The sequence below is a fragment of the Nostoc sp. UHCC 0251 genome (assembly GCF_034932245.1).
Lineage (GTDB): Bacteria > Cyanobacteriota > Cyanobacteriia > Cyanobacteriales > Nostocaceae > Nostoc.
The window spans coordinates 59,813-81,236 of sequence record NZ_JAYGHD010000002.1; the positions used below are offsets into that span (position 1 = coordinate 59,813).

The window sequence follows — 21,424 nt, forward strand, 5'->3', positions numbered from 1 at the left end:
TTGAATACATTTATACTATAATTCACCTGATAAGCGCGAGTTAAAACACTTAATCTTAAATATACTTGCATAATGACATCAAAACATACTTTTGAGGAAAGTTCCAATCCCTTAGCACAATTAAACTACATTCCGCTGCTTGACAAAATTATACCATTAATTCAGAGAAAGAAAATTTTTAAGTTATCTCCAGATAAAAATAAACTACGGATATCTGCTTATGAACTTGCATATGAAATTGCTATTAATTCAAACCAGCAACCACTAAATACTTTAAACAAAGAAGTAGGTGTTAAAGCTGCAACTGTCAATTTTATTTCAGAGACAGAGTTTTACTCTAAAATTCAAGCCATTAGAGATGAATTAAGAAAACAACTTGATGATGCTTGTGGACAAAATCAAACCCAAGCTTGCTTAGAAAATATTTGTAGCTCATTGTCTGATTTTAATGATAATCAGTCATCTTTACCATTTACCTATCCTTTTAATAAGCCTTCTAGCTTTACATCTCAGCGCTTAACTATTGAAAATAGTTTGGCTGAAGAAAGGCGTAAAGGTGGTGAGTCAGTCATCAAGGCTCATCATTTGAATGTCAGATTTGAAGGCATATCGCAGTTCGATAATAAGTTGTTAGAGAGCATTAGGCTTTATATAGATAAAATAGCTACTCCTGATACCGACGATTGGCAAGAAGTGACGGAACTTTTAACAGAACTATCACAACGAGAAAAGTCTGAACTAACTGAACTTAGAAGAATCGTAGATACGGAATCTCTACCCAGACTGTTACGTGATATCAAAATAGACTATCTGGATTATTTGAGAGTAGAATGTGCGAAAACTAATATACCCAACTCTAACACCGAAGGTTTTGAATGTTTAGAGACTTTAATTAATCGGTTGAGGTTGTTATCAGATTACATTAACGAACCAAATTTAGATAATACACATTTTGAAGTTAGTTATTTATTAGAGACAGCGACTAGTCTTAGGACAGCTTTTTCTCAAGCAGATGCTTTTGATAAGTTGCCTGTCGTCCCTGAGTACGAAGGAGTGATAGGCGAAAGCATAGATAAAGAAAAAGGCATTAAAGAATTTAATTTGGGGTTGAGGCTAAAGCTGAATGGTTCCGTAAATGCTTATGATGAAAAATCTGTACTTGATTACTATATGACTGAACTTGATCCTACAAGTCAGCGGCATCAAGAGCAATTGCAAGATCCAGTTAAATCTAAAAACTTTAAAACAAAGGTTTTAATTATTGCTTGTCTCTACTATTTTATTTTTGCCGTCGATGAAGATGGCAAAGTAGCTGATAAAGATTATAACCCTATTCCTAAGTTTGAGATAGATGTTTTAAACAAATTAAAACCAGGTGCTACTTCTGATGATGAAGTAAAAAGTGTACTATGCAACATCAGAAATTTAATATTGAATCAGGATGGCTGGCAAGTTAGACAGAAGCTAGCATCTTTAAAAAATCTGTTACAAACTTTTCTTAAAAAGAAAGAAATATTACCTCCTTTCTCTAAACCAGTTCAACTATGTATTAACACAGCTATTCTCAATAAAACTGCTGCAAAAATTCTCAAGTCTCGTAATTTTTTTAAAATTGATCTAAACCAAGAAAACCAATCACAAGCCAAAGCAAAAGCTAGAGAGGCTTTAGGGTATATTGAGGTTGTGCAACCTACTGTTAATTTGCAATCTCTTACCTCGCTGGCTGTCACTTTTACTTTTGATGATGTCCGCTATTTCACAGATAGCGATAAACAAAATTTTTCAATGAAATATGACACTACAGGAATTAAAGTATTACCAGTCGTATTTTACCCTATTGCTTCCAATCCCGAAACAAAGGAATGGGAAAACCATGCCTTATATGAAAAATATTATGAATCACAAAAACTTATTGCTGTTTACTGGAGACCTAAGCCAGCCAGAGAGATTATATTTAACAATAGTCAATCCCCAGCAGCAAGAATATATAGGCAAGTATTTACTTTACTAACTTACTTGTGTATCAATATTTGTCGAGAGCAAATCAGTCTCAAGAGCCAGCCTGTCAATGAAAAACTGTTTATCCCAATTGTTAGATTGCATTTAAAAGATATTCAAGATACGACAGAAGATGAAATATTTCTCAATTCTTTCTCGAAGGCATTAGCACATATTTTACGCAGAGATTGTCTGGCCGATACTCAAGGAATTAATCTTAAAAATTATAAATATAATAAAACGCAAAAAAAAGAATATAAACCAGCAGATTTTGATTTTCGGGTCAAAAATGCTTTGTCATCAATGTACGGTTTAGTCCCCAAAACTTTTGAGTTTAAAGGAGGTTATCAACCTCAACTGGATAAACTAGCAATTATAGTAGTTTCTAGCTGGTTGAGTGATGCTGTTTGGGATGAGAAAGACAAAACAGCCAGAATTTCTAATATCTATGGTGAAATCATTGTCATTAATAAAGTATCTGATACAGCAGTAAAAATTGAAACTATCAAAACGTTTGCTGATAATCAACCACACTCGAAAATATATACGCAGCCAGAGATTATTAAAGATGAAATTAGCAAGCTTTACCAGCAAGGGTATCAACATTTTTTATATATAGCCAAGGCTCCATATAGTAGAAGCTTGGGTATAACTAAATTGGAATCCGACCCAGATTCATTATTCTTTATGTCTCAGAGTGTAGTCCAGTATCTTAAACAAGGCAAACCAGATATTAAGCTGTATCCAATATTTATGGATACTTATCCTGCCCTAAATTTTACTCGCGGAACAGTTGATTCTTTTTACATTCCTGATACTGAAGAATTAGAAAAGTTATCTAAAGATAAAAGCCAACAAACTAGAGTATTTCTTAACCTTTTTACAGGACGTTCTGTAGACGAACAGCGCACAATTTTTAATAGTGTAGTTTGTTATAGCACTTTATTAAATATTTATGATGTTGCTGATACCAGAGATATCATGGCAGGTCTTCTGGATAAAAATTCACCTTTGCAACAAGCTATTGTGCAGTACATTACTTTATTTCATTTTTCTAGATATGAAGTTAACCGAAATATAGCATTTAAGCTGAATCCTTACAGTAAGCTAATTGGAGATGAAGGTATCGGTACAATCTCTACTTACACCTATTCAAATAGAAACGTGAAATTTAATAACCTAGCCTTTTTGACTAGCATCAGGAGTGCGCTTTATGGCAGATGATTTAGGCATTAATTTAGGTCGGGTATTTGAAATAAGCTTTAATATCGGCATCCTAACTTATTTTCAACACTCCAAGTTTCAACATTCCTATGACGATGTTTATCTAAAACCGTTAAGTAGTTTATATTTACATAAAATACAACAAGCTATTACCAAGAATTATATAGATAAATCTCATAAAGAGATTATAGGAGACTGGGTAAAGTTGTTTATTCAAAAAGGCTGGACTTCTGGCTATAGCTTTATTAGAGAGTATATAGAAGCAACTGGCTGGCGTAATAAAAGCAAAATAGAAATTCTTTATTTTCAGTGTGACTTCTACGGTGACAACTCCTTTGGTATTTTAGACAGAGATGAAATAGTTTGCTACAAAGAAATTTTGGAGAGCCAGGGATTTGAAAATGTAGATATTATTCGCTACAAAGACACTGGTGAATTTCTGAAAGCTGATACCCTCTTATTGACTCGGTATTTGGGTAAATATCGAATCTTGACTGTAGACCTATCCACCTTTACCACTTCAGCTATTAATTCTGTAACTGACTTAAATAATATCCAAACTTTACAAGATTCATTGCGTACCGAGTTGAACTATGTGCGCTCCAAATCTAGCTTTTGTGGACTTGGTATAGATACTGGTAATAGTAGCGATAAGGACAATAAGTTTAACGAGATTTACTCCAAGGAATTGGTGCAATACTTCTCTGCTTTCAAGACGAAAGATAAAGAAGCTGTTAAGGTTATCCAAGCCTGTAGTTACGCCTGGAGTTTTTATAAATTTTTACTATCATCAGGTAAAATATCCTCCACTGACCCAGTGAAGTTTAACTGTTTTGGGTATAGTGACAGGATGATTAATGGCATTACCCTCACTAAAGAAAAAGATGATGGTCAAGATAGCCTGGAAATATTAAAAACTTGTTACAAAATCTACAAAGATAAAAGTTTCAAAGATATTAATGAGAGCCGCAGCAAAGTACTTGAAGTTATTAAAAGCAACGCGGCTAGAAACTTTCAGGATGGTAGAAGGTTCGTTAAAGATATAGTTGAAGCCAAAAAGGATACAATAAGCCACATCCAAAATATTGAAGTATTTGAGGCGGAAAAACACTTCTTTAATACGGCTGGTATTGTACCTGAATCAGTAAAGCAATCCCTACAAATAACAAAAACAAAATTCAGAGATGCTCATGCAGAGTTAATACATCGGGCGCTTACAGATTCTAGAATAGCATTTCTGTTTTTGACCGGAAATCCCGGAATTGGTAAAACTACAGCAGTTGCAAAGCAAATTATTAAACAGCTAAATGAAGGTTCGCTCCTGATATATATCAGTCCTCGTATTCAGGTAAACAGGGATATTATCGAGAAGTTTAGAGAAAAACCAGACCTAAAATTATTTGACAATAATTTGATTTGTATTAATACAAACAAAAGAATAATTGATTATGCAAAAGGGCGCTATGCTGTTGAATACCATAGCAATAAACTTCACGGAAATCATTTAATAGGACAGGTTCAATTCTTAGATGCTAATACTTTAAAAGACAATCCATTTGAGCTTTCAAGTGAATTGGTTAGATATGCAGATAACTTGATACAAGTGGAGAGACGTAACCAAGTTGGAGTCTTAGCAAGTTTATGTGAAGCGATTCACACCTGTATTATTAATCCTGATTTACCTAACAATATTGTTGCTACTGCGTCAATTCAATCACTTAAGGAAACTCGCTACGGTAATACTTTAAAGCATTTCAGTAGAATATTTAGCAGTGCTTATAATTCCTCAAGCAAGCCACCTGGAATTATCAAAAACAGGATGAAAGCAATCGCTAATCGTATGAAAAATATTTTCATTATGATTGACGAAATTACTGGTTCCCAAGAAGGAGTAGCTTTTTTGCATGGCATTTTAGAGTTTATTGAAGAATATGATTTATTAAATCCTGAATATGGCTTTAATATAAAGGTAATTACTGCTGACGCATCACTGACAATACAAGACGTAGTTAACAGTCATCTTGCTAACAACCAGGTTCAAGGGGACAAAATATTTGTTAGGCAAGTTGCAGATTCTATGGGTCAATGTTTATCAATTGAAGAATTTGATTTTTTAAGTAAGCCGGCAACTCTAATTAATGCAAATTCCTATCCTGCTGACAAGCTTACCATTAATTATGAAGTGTTTATACAATCATTAAACTCAGAAAAAGTTGCAGATGACAATTTCAAGTTAGATGCTAATGTTGCTGAAAAAATAAAAAGTGATATTTTGAAGCTACTGAAAGCTAATGATGGTCAAATTATAGTTTATATTCAAAATAAAGATAGCCTTAAGCAATTAATTACTAATATTTCCAAAGAAAGACCGAGCTTTAAGCTATATCAAGAGTATTTGGAAATACACGCTAGTTTGTCAGATAGGGAAGAAGCTGAGATTCAGAGATATCAAAATCAAGAACAAATAAAAGTAGTCTTTATGACTGCTTCAGCATCTCGTGGCTTGTCTTTCCCTAATACTAAATATATTCTGGTACAAATTCCTGGTTTCCAAATTGAGCAAAACTTAATGGAAATAATACAAGTAATTTACCGAGGAAGAGGAGGTGAACTAGATAAAGGCGATAAAAATTTGACTTTTTACTTATCTGATAAAGCAATATATTACCCTAAAAAACTTGATGAGGACGGAAACCGTTTAAGTGCTGATGAATCTGAAAAACTTGCAAATCTTTCATTGCAAGAGGCTTGCTTGAATGTACTAAATATTCTGATTATTCTCAAAGCCTCTATTATGACCAGAATTGTGGGTTCAGGACAAATAGGTAGAGAGGGATATGTTATTATTCCTATTGGTGGTAAATCAATTAGCCAAGCGGGAGAAACCTTTATTGGCTCATTGGCTACTTTATTAAGAGAAATCCGTAAGGAGTTTAAAAAGCAACCTGAAGATAGCTTGTTACGAGATATCGAGCATACTTTATATGAATTGCTTTCTGTTCAAAAAACCGAAATTATTCCTTATTTTCAAAAAGAATCATTCTCGGAAAATCAAGAAGTATCCTATTTTTCAATAGGCTTTCACGTTTTATCACAAATGGAGACTAGTCTTGATAAATTACTTAATCTTCCACCGATTGAGCAAACATATGTCAGAGGAAGTTTGCTAATTGTACCGTTATCAGAAAAGTTGGTAAAGGAAACCAATTATATCGATTTAGAAAAAATTATTGACCCTGAGCGGAATGAAGACTTTATCAAGAAGCTTGGACTTTTGGTCAAATCTGGGAAGTATCCAAAACAAATTACTAGTGCTGCTTATTCCCTAATAGACTTAGCAAGAACACTTTTTAGTGAGTTAGAACGTTCTCAAAAACTAAGTCAGACTTCACGTTCATCAGAGCGTTATTACGCCTTGCCTATACAGACCTTTATCTCATTCCACGCTTTTGAAGATTATTTTGAAAATGAGAGAATAGTATCTAATCTATCTTTCAGAGATATTTTGGCTAAGTATGTTTATACACTGGCTTTAGCATACAATATTTTGCCAATTGACTCTAATTATCAAAATATTCCCTATGTAGTCTTTAATAGTGCTGTGATGGATAAATTGAGAAAAAGCTTATTTAATGAAAATCAAATATTTCAATCGAAAGAAATGAATATTCTCAATTTAATTCTCTCACAATAAGTAAGATTGAGTTAGATAGTTTTGGCTACTCCACCAGTAAAATTATTGTCCGTCGCCCACAGCGGCTGATCGCATGATTGCGATCAATAAATACACGAACCAGTTCCTTTTTCCCCATCCCGTCAAAAGTCAGCTTTGCTAACAAGAGCATTGTCAAGATTTACTGCAATCCTGGTGTTTGATAAACTCGGTTAGGAAAATTTTCTAAAACATCAGTTTCACTGCTACTAGACTCCTGTGCAGGTGCTACATCTTCCTCTGGTAATGGCAACATCCGCGCGGCTGACTCAATCCGTTCATGTAATGCTTGTGTTAGCGTTTTAATATCAGGAATTATCACCTGACTTTCTAAAGCAGGTTTAACTTGTGTATCCCAAAGAGCTTCACTATCATGCGCCCGTTTTTCATCGGCTTTGGACACGGGAATAATTAAAGGATAGGGAATAGAAGCTTGTCCCTCGGAACTATAACCAGGACTGGTAATTACGCACTTACCTTGAGGAAATTTCAAAATTTCGTCAGCACTGATTACAGGCATTTTTTGTAAATTCTCACTCCAGCTAATTGAACGGCTCATTTGTCCGCCAAGCGATCGCCCTGTGGTACGATTTTTAATCAGCACTTCCTTCTCACCGTAACGCTTTGAGTAATCCTCAGCCGTTTTGTAGTTACCAGGATTGAACAAAACATGAGTACTACAAGCAGAAGCGATCGCACTTCCCATCTTATCTCCATAAATATCATAAAGTTGCTCTAAACTTTGGATACCGAGAATAAAGCAGGCACCATTAGAACGATATTCATTAATCCACTGTGGTAATCTGTCCAGCTTAATTGATGGCAATTCATCCAAAGAAATAATCAACGGATCTTTGCGGGGACGGCTCAAATTTCCAACAATCATCAAGTGCATTGCAGCCGCCAGCAGAGGCCCAACCACACTGCGGCGTTCATCATCTAGCTTGAACACCACCATTTCTCTACCTTCAAGCTTAGTGGGAATATCCGATTTCCCTATAAATGCCCTCAGCAAGTCAGCTTGAATGAAAGATGAGAAAGTACCTGCTGCTGTGGTCAAAATCCCCGAAATAGTCTTCTCTGCATCCTTGGCACTCAAAAATTGAATAAATGAAGTCGCCACCCATTCATCCAACCTTTTGGACTGTACCGCATGGTCAAGACGCTGTACAAGTTTTGGCAACCGCAGCACCGCATAAAGCATCGCCATATCTGGGTAAGGTGAACCCTTAACTAACTGTAAAAGTGCTTTAGCTAACAAGTCCCCGGCTTTAGCAAAGAACTCATCACTTTTACCACCACTGGAAGCATTGCGGTTAATCACTTGTCCAATTTCCCCTGCCATTACCCCATCGCGTGCATCACGCATATAATCCAAAGGATTGATCACACCGCTAAAGGGTTCACCGGGGGCAAATACTCGTACTTTATAGCCATAACGTGCAGCTAGGGGTGCATGAAGTCGTAGTTGGTCGCCCTTCTTGTCGTAGAGTAAAATCGGAAAACCTTGCTGCATCGCACTTTCTAACATCCGGTCTATGGTTGAGTAGGTTTTACCAGACCCAGGCGCACCTATTACCAGTGTTCCCCTTTCGGCATTGGGAAACCAAACTGTAGGAGATGCACCTAACATTGTTTGCAGATTAGTAATTAGCGATCGCCACTTCCCTTTTACCCAATAGCGAGGAGTACCAGACCATAGGGTAACTTTATTGTGTTTATGCTCCTTGATTTGCTTGAGTGCTAGGTTAGTTGCTGCTAGTTTCTCACTGATACCAGAGACTTTACCAGTGGTGATTTTTCCCTTACCAGTACCACTGATTTGCAACAACAGTATAACGAACAGTATTCCACCTACCATCATCCAACCTTGGGGATTGTTATACTGTTGAAACAACTTGCCAAAGTCAATGCTAGCCAGAGGTGTTTGAAAGGATGACACTTCAATTAATGTTGAGTTAGCAGTAATCTGGTTGTGTGGTAGATTTTTTTGGTAAATGTTCATAGCAGTTAAGTATGCATTTAGCAGAAATTTTAGCTACCAAGTGAAAGCTAGGGTATTGACCTTTTGGACATTTTTTTTAGAGGTGTTAGAAACTCTATTTTTAGAGGAGTTTCAGATACAGGACATCTTTATGAGTGGTTGCTGTTAAATCTGGCCAATAAATCCTCACGTGAGAGATTCGATAACTGCAACAGTAAAGAAGCATACTCTTGTGAAGGTAGCTTTAGAATAGGGTGAATAATTGTGGCTAATTGTTCATCTAGCGTACCAAATCGAACTGTTAGTAAATTTTCCACAATCATAGGTTGCCCTTGCTTTTGAGCCTCTTGCTCCCACTGCACATATAATGGTGATAATTTCATGATTAACCTCCTGTCATCCTCATCTATATTTTCGCTAGTCTGTAAATTAGCATTCAAGATACTTTATTTTATGGCGTAATTTAAATCTGTGGTGGAGAGTAATTGCCTCATAAACAACGATTGGTAAATAAGTTTTGAGGCTAACGCCTCATGCGTTGGGCAATCATATTTATGTACTCCAATGGTTAAATCTAGGGTTTCAAACAACTCTAATCGCTCCAATCAATCTACTGCCAAAACTGCTGCTTCTAATCCCAAAGCTAATACCAAAACTCAAGCAGCTAAATCTAAAGCTCCTAACACTCAATTGTCAGACCTTGATATTGACGATATTGACCCAGAACTTCTCAGCGACAGTTATAACCAAGTTAGACGACCGTTACTGCCTTACGGCATTGTCGTTAATGACAAACCTGCCGGACTTCTGATTCCAGAAGATCAGCTAGAAAAGGCTGGCTGGCTTGATATGCCACAGGAGGACGACCTAACCATTGTCACCCTAACTGAAGATGTTACTGGACTCTTAATTACTCAAGCACGTTTACTAGTTTTAGCTTTTGTGCCAGAGTATATCCGTTATAAATCAGATGTTGAAGACTTAGGTGGTTCTTTTGTTGGGCTTTATGATGAATACAAACATAACCTTGACAAGAAAACAATGGATGTGTGTTCAGAACATGCACTGGTGTTTCTAGATGAGGATAATCAACCCCTGCATACTACTCCTGTCGTTGTCCGCTTTAAGAATGTAGCTCTCTGGAGTTTTAAGTCGGTGCGTGAGGAATTTTACCGTTCTTTGGAGAAAACCTTTGCTGACTATTTCCAAGTGCCATTTAGTGGCAAAAACGATAGGTGGCGTAGCTTAGGTGTGCTGTCAGTCGAGTTCAAAGCTGTCAAAGAGGGCGAAGGTAAGAATAAACACGACTGTTGTAAGACTGTAGATTATACCAAACCCACCGTTGAAAATCTGTCTCAATTTTATTTGGGTCAACCCACAGCTAAAGCCTTAATTTGGCAACAACATGATGCGATCGCTGGTTTTAATGAACCTCAAGCCCTACCTGCTTTACCGGGAGAATCGGTATCTGTAGACGTAGAAGTATTGCCACCAAATAAAAATAGGAACAAAACTCAAAGCGTTCGTAAATCCAAACCAGCGACCAAGCCACCTCGCAAAATTCAACTTATTGACGATGACGACTTCCTCGATGAAACCGACGATTTGGAAGCTGAGTTAGACGATGATGATTTTGAGGAGGAAGACGATGAACTAGATGATGAGGAATAGTCCAATGGGCGCATCTATGAATTGGGGGAGTACAAGCGTTTTGATAAGCCTCAACAGCATTGCTTAAATCGTGTAACGGCTCTTGATTGCGCTAGAAATTGGTGTAGCACGGGCGAGGTGTTTGCACTTCGCCAAACAATTGCTAACTTGACATAGAGCGTTTGGTCTTCGAGCGGTTTGTAGACGACCCCTGCTCGTTGCAAATTCTGGAGTGAAGCTGGGACAAGCGCAACCCCTAATTCCGCTGCCACTAAGCTGACAATAGTTTGCATCTGAGTCGCTTCCTGAGTTACTTGAGGAATAAATCCTGCTTGTTGACACAAACGGATAATCTGATCGTAAAAGCCGCTTCCTAGATGACGTGGAGATAAAATGAAGGACTCCTCGGCAAGTGATGCTAATGATAGTTGTGTTTGAGTCGCAAGCGGGTGTGCTTCTGGTAATACAGCGACGAACGATTCTTGTAAAACCGTTTCCACGCTGAGTTCGTCATCGCTGATGGGCGGACGAATAAAGCCAAGCTGAATGCGATCGTCATGCAGTGCTTCAATTTGCTCGGTCGTGGTCATTTCATGCAGCATCAAACGGACATCAGGAAACTGATGGCGAAATGACCGCACGGCAGCAGGCAGCAGGCTATACGTGGCAGATCCAACAAATCCAATCGCTAAACGACCCACTTCACCTCGACTTGCACGTTGAGCTACCTCAATCGCTTGCTCAGATTGCACTAGAATTTGCCGTGCCTGCTGTAAGAAGGCAAGTCCTGCTTCAGTAAGTCGGACTGTTCGTTTTGTCCGATACAGCAACTCGACACCGAGTTCTTGTTCGAGTTGACGGATTTGTTGACTGAGTGGCGGTTGAGCGATTTGTAGTCGTTGCGCGGCGCGACCAAAATGAAGTTCCTCAGCTACAGTCACGAAGTAACGCAAGTGTCGAAGTTCCATTGTCAATTAATACGTTTTAAGTCTTAGTCTAAGACAAAAATCATATTGGACATATTTATTCAGGCTGCTTAATGTGGAAAGTAAGTTACAGAATTGCAGTTGCGCCGATCCCGCATCTCATCGTTTTTGTATTGGAGAAAACAAATGACAAGAGACAAAAATCGTGTCGCTCCTAAAGTTTGGTTGATTACAGGATGTTCAACAGGGTTCGGACGGGCCCTAGCAGAAGCGGTGTTGAAGAAGGGCGACGAAGTGCTAGCTACTGCTCGCCAACCAGAGCAACTTCGCGCTTTGATTGAACACTATCCAGAAACCGCAAAGGCTGTACGTTTGGATGTAACATCGTCTCAAGACATACAAGCAGCAGTTGATACCGCGATCGCTACATTTGGTCGAATTGATGTGCTGGTCAACAATGCTGGACATGGACTCATTGCCGCACTCGAAGAAGTCAGTGATGTTGATATTCACCGATTTTTTGAAACCAACTTCTTTGGGGCGCTCCGTCTGATGCGAACAGTCTTGCCTGTGATGCGTCAGCAAGGCAGCGGTCACATTGTCAATATGTCATCCACAGCAGGATTAGTGGGATTTGGTGGAAGCAGCCTCTACTGTGGCGCTAAATTTGCTCTGGAAGGTACGTCTGAAGCCCTGGCTAAGGAGGTTGAATCCTTTGGAGTTAAGGTCACTTTAATTGAACCTGGGGCATTTCGCACAGATTTTAACGGACGCTCTCTGGCAGCAGCAGAACTTTCCATTGATGCTTATGCGACCGTGAGCGGTGCTTCATTGCAGTGGTTCAAAGAGATGGATGGTAAGCAACCTGGCAATCCACGATCGGCAGCGCAAGCCATCATTAAAGCTGTGGAAAATCCTCATCCACCGATGCGACTGGCATTAGGCACCGATGCCATGAGCCTGATTCAGGAAAAACTGGAATGGGTCAAAACGGATTTGGATGCTTGGCAGCAGGTTACTGTAAGTACGGATTATGTAGATAAGGAACAGTGAGGTAATCGTTGGGTAGCCAACCTCTGAGCGAGTTATTAAACGGTGCATACGCCCATTAATCGGTAGAAATAATAGTTATGCCGCTGAATCCTGAGTGAGGGCAGTAGCTAGAAGTAATTCGTGAGCGTTCGGCAATAAGGCGATATCTGTTTTGTAGTATTGTGTAGTATAGTCAGTGAAGTTCACAGATTATCGATGCCTATGAGTCAGCAAACCTTTCTGAAAGTGCCTTTTGTTTGGGAAGAGCCGAAACCGTTGATTGAAATTTCGCCTCGGTTGACCTTTGAGCCAGTCAAAGCGTTGCAAGACGATCGATTCATTTCAGCTGTTGCACGGGTAATGGCTGAATCAGTTGATGCCAGCGATCGACAAAGAGCGGCAGAACCTGATTTTCATGCAGCGGTTGAGATGTTTTTGAATTCAGCAAGCGAAGACTTCTCGTATCAAGATGAATGGTGGCAGTTTGGAATAAACGAAGCAGGGGAGATTGTAGGGTTTGTACTTCCGGTCATCTTTGCAGGATGTGCCAAAGCGGATTTAGAGGAAGGAACAATCTACTATATGGGAGTTGTGCCAGAGTATCGAGGGCTTGGTTTTGGGAACGATCTGCTGTCTAGGGGAACACGAATATTACAAGAGGTCGGAGTCTGGCAAGTATTTTGCGATACGACCGTTGATAATGTGCGGATGATCTCTGCGTTCCAGCAGGTTGGTTATCGGCAGTACAGTGAACCTTGGGAACGCCCAATTTAATTGATGCAAGTTTGCGCGGCATAACAACGCCCATGAACCCGACCGTATCAAGGTTATTGGTACCCTGCCGTAGCTTAGATGACTATGGCAGAGTTTTATTCTAGATTTTGATTGATCAACTTTGGGAATTTTTACTATTAGTGAAAAGCTGACTATCAGCAAGTTGATAGCCAGTGCCATTGAAACAAAAATTCAATTGACGTAGCTGCTCTTGCTCGGTTTGCAGTACCTTAATGCACGGTAATGCCTGACCTCGGTTCTCTCCCACTGACAACAAATGCTTATCTGGTGGCAGATTGGGATTCAAGTAACTCAAGAATACCTGAGTAATTGGTTTGTCCTTTCTGAGCCAGTAACCAGTATACAGACATCCCAAAGCACCACAGACATCAGGCGTGTTCAAGTTGAAAACTGCGAACCTACCGTCTTTTCCTTCCACACTCCAAGCCAGTATATTTTTAGCAGATACTTTGGAATCCAACTCTGTATTTTCTACAATCACCTGTTCAACGACTGTAGCAGGCACAACATTAGCAGCTTTGTTCCAACTAACGGTTGCCGCATTTAAGCTACAGCCCCCTAAGCTCATGAGAATCGACAGCAACAAAAAGATGCCCAAACCAATGCGAAACCAATGAATCCAGTAGCGTACCCTCATAGTCGGTGCTGGTAATTGATATGCAGTTGTCTTCAGTGGTTGAGACTGAGTAGGGGAGGCGGAGTCAGAATAAACTCCCTTTCCTTCCCCTGTTTGCCCAAAGTGTATTTTTGAATGCAACTCAGTATCCAGTATTTCTTTTATCTCATGGGGTAAGGTAATAGAAGTTTTAGATAAATCTGTCATCCTCTACCTCCCATTTTCAGTATTTTTAGCAGTGCTGATGTAGCCAGAATTTACATTGGGAGAACAGGTCAGCGTTCCATTATCGCTATTACTGTTGCGATAACTAGCTAAAGTGGTTTTGCCGTAATCTTTGAGACTGAGACGACCGAGGGCATCTGAGCCATTTCCATCAACTTTGCTGTAATCACCACCAAAATGCTTTTGAGCCACTCGTTCAATTAGGCGATCGCCCGTAAATGGCTGTCCTGTAGCCGGATCGATTTGCTCTTGTGTCACTTGAATTTTGTTAGCCATATCAGCCATAAATGCCCTATCTTGGTCAGCTGGAGGAAAAAACTCAAATAGTTCAGCCTCTGTTGCTTGATGCCCTTGCTCCACTTGACTCAGAAACTCTTGACCTCCAGGCTTGGCAGCAATTAACTTCACTGCATAGGGGTTATAACTCATGAACTGGTAGCGACCGAGAGCGCGACCACAATTTAAACCCCCATCCGCACAGGTATGTATGCCAACTGCTTTGTAATCGCCGCTACCAGCGCTCTCAATTTCCGCGATCGCATTTGAGAGCGATCGCAAATCAATACCAGAGAGTGATTGATCTGTTATCGACCGACTACCATTGCTGAACGCGCATGGATTAATCTTCTCTCTTACTCCAGTACCGTTGGTAGTGCTAGCTTTAGGCTCTCTTGTCGCTCCAGTTGGTAAAGATGCAGTATTTGTCCTCTGTTCACTCAAATTGCCTACAAATATCAGGGAGTTAACCTTGTAGCTGAAAAAAGGAACAGGCCCGATAAAATAAGGTGTACAACCCATTCGCCAAGCACAGAACCGAAAGAACAAAGCCGTATCTACCGTATCAGTGGTTTCATCCGGCTCCATTACCACCACTTTAAAAGCTTTACCAAATGGTAGCCTTCCTGTTGGTTCCCGACCGTTATTCACTGCTTTCAGGATACCCCGCCCACCCTCGACTTCTTGGTATTTACCGGAAATCCACTGTTTACCTTCTAACTTACTGCGATCGCTACGACCTGTATTCTCCAAATCATCCAATTCTAAGTAAGCGCAGTTTTTTTCAGTACAAGGCACAGAAAACCCTTGCACGTCTGAACCAGAAATCGTATTGTTACGGCGGTTTTCTGCTGGCCCATAAACTACATCAATCCGCATTACTAAGCTACCAATTTCAGTGATGGGATTAGGCATTAATCCTAAAGGTACTTGTCCCAAACCAGGAATATCCGAAACATTGCTATTCATCCAACCTGTAAATTGTTGTAGCTGTACTGCATCTAAGTTAGGAATTGAAGAGATAGAAAACTCTGACAAGTTGATTTGTCCCAGCTTCATTTGCCCAACTTCATACTGTGTTAGTACCTGAGCTAGTGTTAAATTAGATGCAGCAATTCCCTTTGATTTTAGTAAGGTTGCAACAGGTGTAATATTGTTTACTTGTGTCTTAGCTAATTCTGGAACAACCTGAGCTAAATGGCTTAATGTCTGCTCCCCAATCAGGGGAAATTCACTCAAGGCAACTTTGTTTAAATCTATACTGTCAATGTCTGTGTTCGCCTCTGGTACTGTGCGTAGAGCGATCGCCTGGATCGCCTGCAAAGAAAACTCCTCTGCTTGTAATGCTTCACTGATATCTCCTAACTTCAAATATTGGTCAGGAGTCATACCCACATTCCAAGTGCGACTCAAGTCATAACCTAGCGTCTGGCTGTAGGGACTGCCATCAATTGCACCGGATTGACTGATACCTGGTAGCTGGCCCAGAGAAATGCGGCTCCAGTCTGGGAGCAAAACTTTAGTAGCAGGTAGTCGAGACTGAGGATTTGCAACTTCTACAATTCGAGTCGGTAAATTGCCATCACCAAATGTGTTGATTGTAGCTTGTGTAGCGATACTATAAATAATACAAGCAATGACAATCAGAAGAGATATCCATGCTTTTGGTATCTTCATAATTTTAGGTTTAAAAATGACAGCAACTATACCCCAATAAGCAAAGTAATTTATTTAATGCAAACCATTCTTTTGTTACTTGTGGGGTATAGTTATCAGTAGAAATATGACTTATAACTCTAGCTCTGGCGATGCTGACTGTTGACTTTTCTTAGACTTGTAACCGGAGCCAGAGCCATATCCTGGTAATTGAGGATTGGGATTAGCAGCCGATTCAGTGTAAGGTGTATCCCCAAGATTGATTTCAAAAATATTCTCTTGATAACCATCCCTAAATTGGTCTGCTTGCAAGGGATTACTACTATCTCCAGAACTTAATTGCTCAACACCGTAACCTTCAGATTGATAGCCACTGCCAGACTGATAATTACTACTGTCGTCAGTATCAAGATTTTGGTTAATTGTAGGTTCGTTATTCATTGGCATTACCTAAAAAAGCTGTATCAATGCCAGCATAAAAAGATTTATCTAGTATCAGCCTTCACCTATTGGACATTAATTTTTTAGCCGATTGGCTATTTTTGGTGATGCGCTCATATCGAGATGACAAATGGAACAAATGAATTTAATTTCACCAGAAATAATGGCAGAAATTAGTGATGGTAATAGTACCAAACTGCCAGACAACACCCGAAAAATGCTGCAAGTTCTGGCAAGTTTAAATACACCAAAAGAATTATTAGCAAGCCTTTTAGAAATAGCTGAATTTTCCCTACACCATGTTCGCTACCTTGCAGGGCCATTGGTAATTCATCGCAGTCCTTGGAGTGATACGATTCCCCAATGGCTGAAGTTTGCTTGTATTCAGGAGCGATTAGAACTTATCTTCACTGAATACGAACAAGATCAGGTTGGTGTTTCCAGCACAGCCACAGAAGTTCTTACCTACATGATGCCTGCAACTTACGAAGCACCTCTGCATAGGGACTACACTGACCTTTATCTTTGGGTAGGTAATGAAGTTTTAACCAAATACAATAAATTACCAAAGGGTTGCAAGAGTTTTTATGAATTTATAGGTGATGGTGATACGAGCAATGCCAGTAATAATCGCATCATTCATTTTAATCAGGTAAAAAATGAATTCAACTATCTTAGCAGGTCAATTCGACGCAGCATAGTTAAACACGCAGCACAAGAGGGATGGGGTAAGCGTCATGTCAATACCAAGTCTAACTTAGACTCAATCCAAAGCACTCCAACTCCTAAACCTTCATCAAATTCAACTGTGCAAATTAGCTTGTTCTGAATTTTAAAAAAATCCTCAGTCTATTCAAATTTTCATCTGAGGATTTTTCTGTTAAATGGAAGCGATCGCTTCTTTAATTATGAACATAAATTTTCAAGTTAGTCATCATGAATACTCAAGAAATTCAAGAGATTTTAAATCATCTCATCATTGGAATTACAGCCTTATATACCGTTGTGATGGTCGTTGATTTCGTTGTGGGAATAGTCCATCTGTGGCAGAAATTTACAGTCAACATCGAAAACACAACATCTGAAAAATTACACCTGGAATCTATTGATATTAAGAAATCTCTCAAGTTGAAAAATAAAAATCAATCAACTAACCGTATTACATCAAAACCAAAACCTCAACCAGACAACTTTATTAGCATTGATGTAGACAAAATTGATTTACGGACAGCCAGAAAAATTGCTACTGCCATAAAAAAAGCTTCAACATCCAATCCTGACTTAATTATCAAACAAAAAGTCAACAGTAAAAGTGTTCCTTTAGCCTGGTTGCAAGCACAGATTAAGCATCGTTTAGAACTGGCACCAGAAATTGTCACACCCATTATTAGAGAATTGGCTCCTACTGCTTTGACATCTGTTCGAGAGAATATTCAGCATTCTAACATTGCAAAAACAGGTAAACGTAAAGTCAGTTAATCATATAAAGAGAGGAATATCGATATGGCGGTTATCGCTCGGATGAGAAGACAAAAGTACTTGCTGTATAATCTTACAGCAAAGTTTTTGTATCTCCCTCAACTGCACACCGCTATAGTATTACCTCTCTTTAATAGGTTTTGAAATCTTTGTAAAAAACTAAATATTTTGAAGTTTCTAGATATACAAGCTATCGCTTCTAGGTGAGAAATTCAAATTTAATTTATTATGAATACAAGCTTAATAAATACAAATATTTCCAGTATTTTTACCCCAAAATATACTCTTGTTTCCAATGTTTCAACTCTTAATTCTGCTCTCCAAGGTCTGTTTCAGGCAGAGGTTTTAGCCATAGATTGTGAAACAACAGGACTTGACCCTCTAACTGATTCTATTAGACTGATTCAAATAGCTGCACCAAACCATCCAGTAGTGCTGATTGATTTACCAGCTATTCCCAAAAGCGATCGCCAACTGCTCAAAAAACTGCTCTGTAACTCTGCTGTCAAAATTGCACATAATGCCAAGTTCGACTGGCAATTTCTCACACTCGCAGGACTTCAACCCTCCGGTAAATTCTTTGATACCCAACTTGCTTATAAAGTTCTAACCGCAGGATTAAAAACAAGCTCATCTTTACAAAATATAGTTAAAAAGCTACTACACCTTCAACTAGATAAAACTCAACAAATCAGCGATTGGTGTAAACCTCTTACCAAGGTTCAATTGCACTATGCTGCCGTAGATGCTGCCATATTACTTGACCTTTACCCAATTCTCCTCAAGAAGTTAAACCAGGCAAAGTTACTCAAAATTGCCCGACTGGAATTTCAGTGTATGCCTGTTGTAGCTCAAATGGAACTTAACGGAATGCTATTTGACTTGTCCCGATGGCAGATACTGGGTGCAAAACTAGAAGCTGAAAAAACAGATGCTTTAAGCCAACTCAAGCAACTCCGTATTGCTAGTTCTCAGATGTCATTGCTGCCAGAACTGACAGATGCAGTAAACCCGAATTCACCTCAGCAAGTTTTGGCTGCTCTCCAAGCTATTGGTATCAAAATCAACTCAACTAATCAAAGTAAATTAGTTTCTTTAGCTGCACAGTATCCCATAATTCAAGCATTGCTAGATTACCGCCGTCTATCCAAAATTATCGGCACTTTTACCGAGAAACTACCCCAGCATATCCACCCCAAAACTGGGAGAATTCATCCCAACTATTATCAATTAGGAGCAAAATCCGGTAGATTTTCTTGCCGCAAACCACCTCTACAAAATATTCCCCGTGATGAAGCAGCCCGTAGCTGCTTCATTGCTGCCCCTGGCTATAAAATTATCAAAGCCGATTACTCCCAAATAGAACTACGAATTATGGCTCGGCTTAGTGGTGATACAAAGATGTGCCAAGTCTATCGCCAGGGGGCTGACTTACATCGATTAACAGCATCTCTAGTAACTGGAAAATATATCAATGAAGTGACTGACGAAGACCGCAGATTAGCAAAAGCAATAAACTTTGGATTGATTTTCGGTATGGGCGCTGCCAAACTCCAAATTTACGCCCAAGTAAAATATGGGGTGGCAATGACATTAGAGCAAGCAAAAGCTTTCAGTCAACGATTCTTTGAAGCTTATCCTGGAATAGCTAGGTGGCATGAAAACATCAAACGTAAATACATCCAAGGCATTAAGGAAAGTCGTACACTAGCAAACAGACGACGGAGATGGGTAAACAAGCCCCGACTATCAGAGCTATTTAACCATCCAGTACAAGGTTTAAATGCCGACATCAACAAATTAGCTATGGTAAAACTTTCAACGACCTTAGCTAAATTCAGAACAAAACTCATCTGTGTAAGACATGATGAAATTGTACTGGAATGTCCAGAGACTGAAGTTGACCAAGTTAGCCATATATTACACAATTGTATGGTTGCTGCTGCCCAAAAGTTTCTCAGTCCTATTCCAGTTGTTATAGATATTAAAATATCAAATAGCTGGTGAACTATCCCAACTTGCCAAGTACGACTGAAGTTGGATTTGCAGTCAAGCTATTCTGAGAAGATTTGTCAAAAACTCAATTGCCCTCCTCACAGTATAGCTCGTGCAAAAATGTGGTTAGAGGGCGTTTCGTTTTTGATCCGAAGCACTATCCCCGCCCTATCCCAATACCGTTTAGTTAAGGACATTTATCTGTTGGGGCGGGCTGTTCTTGAGCAGGGGAAGCAGGGGGGGAAAAAAGGCTTAAGCCAAGCGTATTGCACCCTATCCACTATTTTGGGCTATTCCTGAATCGGTATTCTAGCCATTATAAATAACGGAACTATTTTAACTATATCTGCTTACGCAGATTTAGAGTGAATCAAGAGTTTAAAACCCGCTTAATTGGGTTTATTGGTGTGTCTATAAACTCTGTGACTGACAAATACCTGATGTAAAAAATGAGTTTCAATATTTACATATTTGAGGTGCATCAATGTCTAACCCCCGGATTTTAGGGGCAAGAGAAATTCATCTAATTTCACTTTACAGTCACTGGGAATTTGGTATGAAACCAGAAGAATTTTATGCCAAATGGGATGTGAGTTATGAACAAATTGCCTTAATATGCTGTCGCTCCGATTCTACGGTCAGAGGTTGGTTTAAGCAAGGTAAATTTAGACGCTATCCTCAGCCTAATGATTTACGACATTTGGCATTCATGGACTTTTTACTGGAACATTTTGAAGAAGTTCCCGAACAACTTTGGCAATTGCTATGTCTGACTCATTCGCCTTGATCTCAATAACATTTCTATTCTACATATAGCAATCCGGTTTGATTACAGAAAGGTTTTTAAAACAAAAACTTTGTCCTGCAAGGTTTTCAGACTCAGTACACAAGATTTCATTCCAGTCGGAACGCTATATATCTGTCCAATAAATCTAATGCACGCATAATTCTAATTGTCAATATCAATTTGACCTGTCTTTGAGTATACCTCCTCGTTTAAGGTAAATATTGGCGATTTAAAAGCACATAGCAAGCATGGTTATTTTACAGCATTTTTAAGGGGTAGAATATGACTTATTCTGAGCAATTAAAACCGTGGTGTATTGTCCGTGATATTCCCAATCAAGAAAATATTGTTGTGAAAAGATTCCGCCGACGTGATGATGCTGTTGCTTATCTGCAAGTGTTGAGGCAGTCAGGCAAAGATATTGCTTTTAAAATACTTTTTAAGGCTCAAAATGTCAATATGCCACGGGGAAATGAAGCTTTGAATGGTTCCTTTTGAGAAGATTTGAAAATAATAAAAATACTAACTTGCCGGATGATATAATCCCGTATTTTCGTTAAATTCCCACCCCATACCCGATTTATCCTTGCCCTTGCACCATGCCACAAAAAGCGGTGGGTGCAGCTTA

At 39.1% G+C, this 21,424-nt stretch carries 17 protein-coding genes; 10 read left to right on the forward strand and 7 right to left on the reverse strand.

What is annotated here, in order from left to right; all coding sequences use genetic code 11:
• The first annotated feature begins 72 nt into the window (after positions 1–72).
• Positions 73–3,222 (forward strand): hypothetical protein, encoded by a 3,150-nt coding sequence (locus VB740_RS00640; protein WP_323198174.1) that lies wholly within the window; start codon positions 73–75, stop codon positions 3,220–3,222.
• Complete coding sequence (locus tag VB740_RS00645) at positions 3,212–6,916, forward strand: helicase-related protein (protein WP_323198175.1); 3,705 nt, start codon at positions 3,212–3,214, stop codon at positions 6,914–6,916. The genes VB740_RS00640 and VB740_RS00645 overlap by 11 nt, the downstream gene beginning before the upstream one ends.
• A gap of 25 nt (positions 6,917–6,941) precedes the next feature.
• On the opposite strand, the gene VB740_RS00650 is transcribed toward VB740_RS00645, so the two are convergent.
• From VB740_RS00650 to VB740_RS00660, 3 genes are all read right to left on the reverse strand, one after another.
• Positions 6,942–7,067: a hypothetical protein gene (locus tag VB740_RS00650; protein ID WP_323198176.1), complete on the reverse strand. Its 126-nt coding sequence runs from the start codon at positions 7,065–7,067 to the stop codon at positions 6,942–6,944.
• Positions 7,068–7,076: 9 nt separating this feature from the next.
• The gene (locus tag VB740_RS00655; RefSeq protein ID WP_323198177.1) at positions 7,077–8,939 is read right to left on the reverse strand and encodes a type IV secretory system conjugative DNA transfer family protein; all 1,863 of its coding nucleotides are present in this window, start codon (positions 8,937–8,939) and stop codon (positions 7,077–7,079) included.
• A 128-nt stretch (positions 8,940–9,067) separates the two neighbouring features.
• On the reverse strand, positions 9,068–9,301 hold the full coding sequence (locus VB740_RS00660; protein WP_323198178.1) for a hypothetical protein: 234 nt from the start codon (positions 9,299–9,301) through the stop codon (positions 9,068–9,070).
• 181 nt (positions 9,302–9,482) lie between these two features.
• Here VB740_RS00660 and VB740_RS00665 point away from each other — a divergent pair, with 181 nt between their 5' ends.
• On the forward strand, positions 9,483–10,589 hold the full coding sequence (locus VB740_RS00665; RefSeq protein WP_323198179.1) for a DUF5895 domain-containing protein: 1,107 nt from the start codon (positions 9,483–9,485) through the stop codon (positions 10,587–10,589).
• Positions 10,590–10,639: 50 nt separating this feature from the next.
• Here the strand turns inward: VB740_RS00665 and VB740_RS00670 are convergent, their stop codons facing one another.
• Positions 10,640–11,536, reverse strand: a complete 897-nt coding sequence (locus VB740_RS00670) for a LysR family transcriptional regulator (RefSeq protein WP_323198180.1) — start codon at positions 11,534–11,536, stop codon at positions 10,640–10,642.
• Between the two features lie 144 nt (positions 11,537–11,680).
• On the opposite strand from VB740_RS00670, the gene VB740_RS00675 reads away from it, so the two are divergent.
• Both VB740_RS00675 and VB740_RS00680 read left to right on the forward strand, forming a co-directional pair.
• Positions 11,681–12,547 (forward strand): oxidoreductase, encoded by an 867-nt coding sequence (locus tag VB740_RS00675; RefSeq protein ID WP_323198181.1) that lies wholly within the window; start codon positions 11,681–11,683, stop codon positions 12,545–12,547.
• A gap of 195 nt (positions 12,548–12,742) precedes the next feature.
• Positions 12,743–13,300, forward strand: a complete 558-nt coding sequence (locus VB740_RS00680) for a GNAT family N-acetyltransferase (RefSeq protein ID WP_323198182.1) — start codon at positions 12,743–12,745, stop codon at positions 13,298–13,300.
• 115 nt (positions 13,301–13,415) lie between these two features.
• Here VB740_RS00680 and VB740_RS00685 read toward each other — a convergent pair whose 3' ends face one another.
• The 3 genes from VB740_RS00685 to VB740_RS00695 form a co-directional block, all read right to left on the reverse strand.
• On the reverse strand, positions 13,416–14,144 hold the full coding sequence (locus tag VB740_RS00685; RefSeq protein ID WP_323198183.1) for a hypothetical protein: 729 nt from the start codon (positions 14,142–14,144) through the stop codon (positions 13,416–13,418).
• Between the two features lie 3 nt (positions 14,145–14,147).
• Entirely contained in the window at positions 14,148–16,115 is a 1,968-nt protein-coding gene (locus VB740_RS00690; RefSeq protein WP_323198184.1) for a M23 family peptidase, read from the reverse strand.
• A gap of 111 nt (positions 16,116–16,226) precedes the next feature.
• Complete coding sequence (locus VB740_RS00695) at positions 16,227–16,535, reverse strand: hypothetical protein (protein WP_323198185.1); 309 nt, start codon at positions 16,533–16,535, stop codon at positions 16,227–16,229.
• Positions 16,536–16,665: 130 nt separating this feature from the next.
• Between VB740_RS00695 and VB740_RS00700 the strand changes: the two genes are divergently transcribed.
• From VB740_RS00700 to VB740_RS00720, 5 genes are all read left to right on the forward strand, one after another.
• Positions 16,666–17,364 (forward strand): hypothetical protein, encoded by a 699-nt coding sequence (locus VB740_RS00700; RefSeq protein ID WP_323198186.1) that lies wholly within the window; start codon positions 16,666–16,668, stop codon positions 17,362–17,364.
• Between the two features lie 107 nt (positions 17,365–17,471).
• Positions 17,472–18,014, forward strand: coding sequence for a hypothetical protein (locus VB740_RS00705; RefSeq protein WP_323198187.1), 543 nt, complete (start codon positions 17,472–17,474; stop codon positions 18,012–18,014).
• Between the two features lie 228 nt (positions 18,015–18,242).
• Entirely contained in the window at positions 18,243–20,021 is a 1,779-nt protein-coding gene (locus VB740_RS00710) for a bifunctional 3'-5' exonuclease/DNA polymerase (protein WP_323198188.1), read from the forward strand.
• A gap of 472 nt (positions 20,022–20,493) precedes the next feature.
• Entirely contained in the window at positions 20,494–20,796 is a 303-nt protein-coding gene (locus VB740_RS00715) for a hypothetical protein (RefSeq protein ID WP_069069453.1), read from the forward strand.
• Between the two features lie 282 nt (positions 20,797–21,078).
• The gene (locus VB740_RS00720; protein ID WP_323198189.1) at positions 21,079–21,294 is read left to right on the forward strand and encodes a hypothetical protein; all 216 of its coding nucleotides are present in this window, start codon (positions 21,079–21,081) and stop codon (positions 21,292–21,294) included.
• Positions 21,295–21,424: the final 130 nt, after the last annotated feature.

Excerpts from the sequence above, each read along its gene's own strand:
- VB740_RS00710 (WP_323198188.1), top strand. The coding sequence starts at position 18,243 with ATGAATACAAGCTTAATAAATACAAATATTTCCAGTATTTTTACCCCA.
- VB740_RS00645 (WP_323198175.1), top strand. The coding sequence starts at position 3,212 with ATGGCAGATGATTTAGGCATTAATTTAGGTCGGGTATTTGAAATAAGC.
- VB740_RS00665 (WP_323198179.1), top strand. The coding sequence starts at position 9,483 with ATGGTTAAATCTAGGGTTTCAAACAACTCTAATCGCTCCAATCAATCT.
- VB740_RS00700 (WP_323198186.1), top strand. The coding sequence starts at position 16,666 with ATGGAACAAATGAATTTAATTTCACCAGAAATAATGGCAGAAATTAGT.
- VB740_RS00705 (WP_323198187.1), top strand. The coding sequence starts at position 17,472 with ATGAATACTCAAGAAATTCAAGAGATTTTAAATCATCTCATCATTGGA.
- VB740_RS00720 (WP_323198189.1), top strand. The coding sequence starts at position 21,079 with ATGACTTATTCTGAGCAATTAAAACCGTGGTGTATTGTCCGTGATATT.
- VB740_RS00675 (WP_323198181.1), top strand. The coding sequence starts at position 11,681 with ATGACAAGAGACAAAAATCGTGTCGCTCCTAAAGTTTGGTTGATTACA.
- VB740_RS00650 (WP_323198176.1), bottom strand. The coding sequence starts at position 7,067 with ATGCTCTTGTTAGCAAAGCTGACTTTTGACGGGATGGGGAAAAAGGAA.
- VB740_RS00715 (WP_069069453.1), top strand. The coding sequence starts at position 20,494 with ATGTCTAACCCCCGGATTTTAGGGGCAAGAGAAATTCATCTAATTTCA.
- VB740_RS00695 (WP_323198185.1), bottom strand. The coding sequence starts at position 16,535 with ATGAATAACGAACCTACAATTAACCAAAATCTTGATACTGACGACAGT.
- VB740_RS00655 (WP_323198177.1), bottom strand. The coding sequence starts at position 8,939 with ATGAACATTTACCAAAAAAATCTACCACACAACCAGATTACTGCTAAC.
- VB740_RS00680 (WP_323198182.1), top strand. The coding sequence starts at position 12,743 with ATGCCTATGAGTCAGCAAACCTTTCTGAAAGTGCCTTTTGTTTGGGAA.
- VB740_RS00685 (WP_323198183.1), bottom strand. The coding sequence starts at position 14,144 with ATGACAGATTTATCTAAAACTTCTATTACCTTACCCCATGAGATAAAA.
- VB740_RS00640 (WP_323198174.1), top strand. The coding sequence starts at position 73 with ATGACATCAAAACATACTTTTGAGGAAAGTTCCAATCCCTTAGCACAA.
- VB740_RS00660 (WP_323198178.1), bottom strand. The coding sequence starts at position 9,301 with ATGAAATTATCACCATTATATGTGCAGTGGGAGCAAGAGGCTCAAAAG.
- VB740_RS00670 (WP_323198180.1), bottom strand. The coding sequence starts at position 11,536 with ATGGAACTTCGACACTTGCGTTACTTCGTGACTGTAGCTGAGGAACTT.
- VB740_RS00690 (WP_323198184.1), bottom strand. The coding sequence starts at position 16,115 with ATGAAGATACCAAAAGCATGGATATCTCTTCTGATTGTCATTGCTTGT.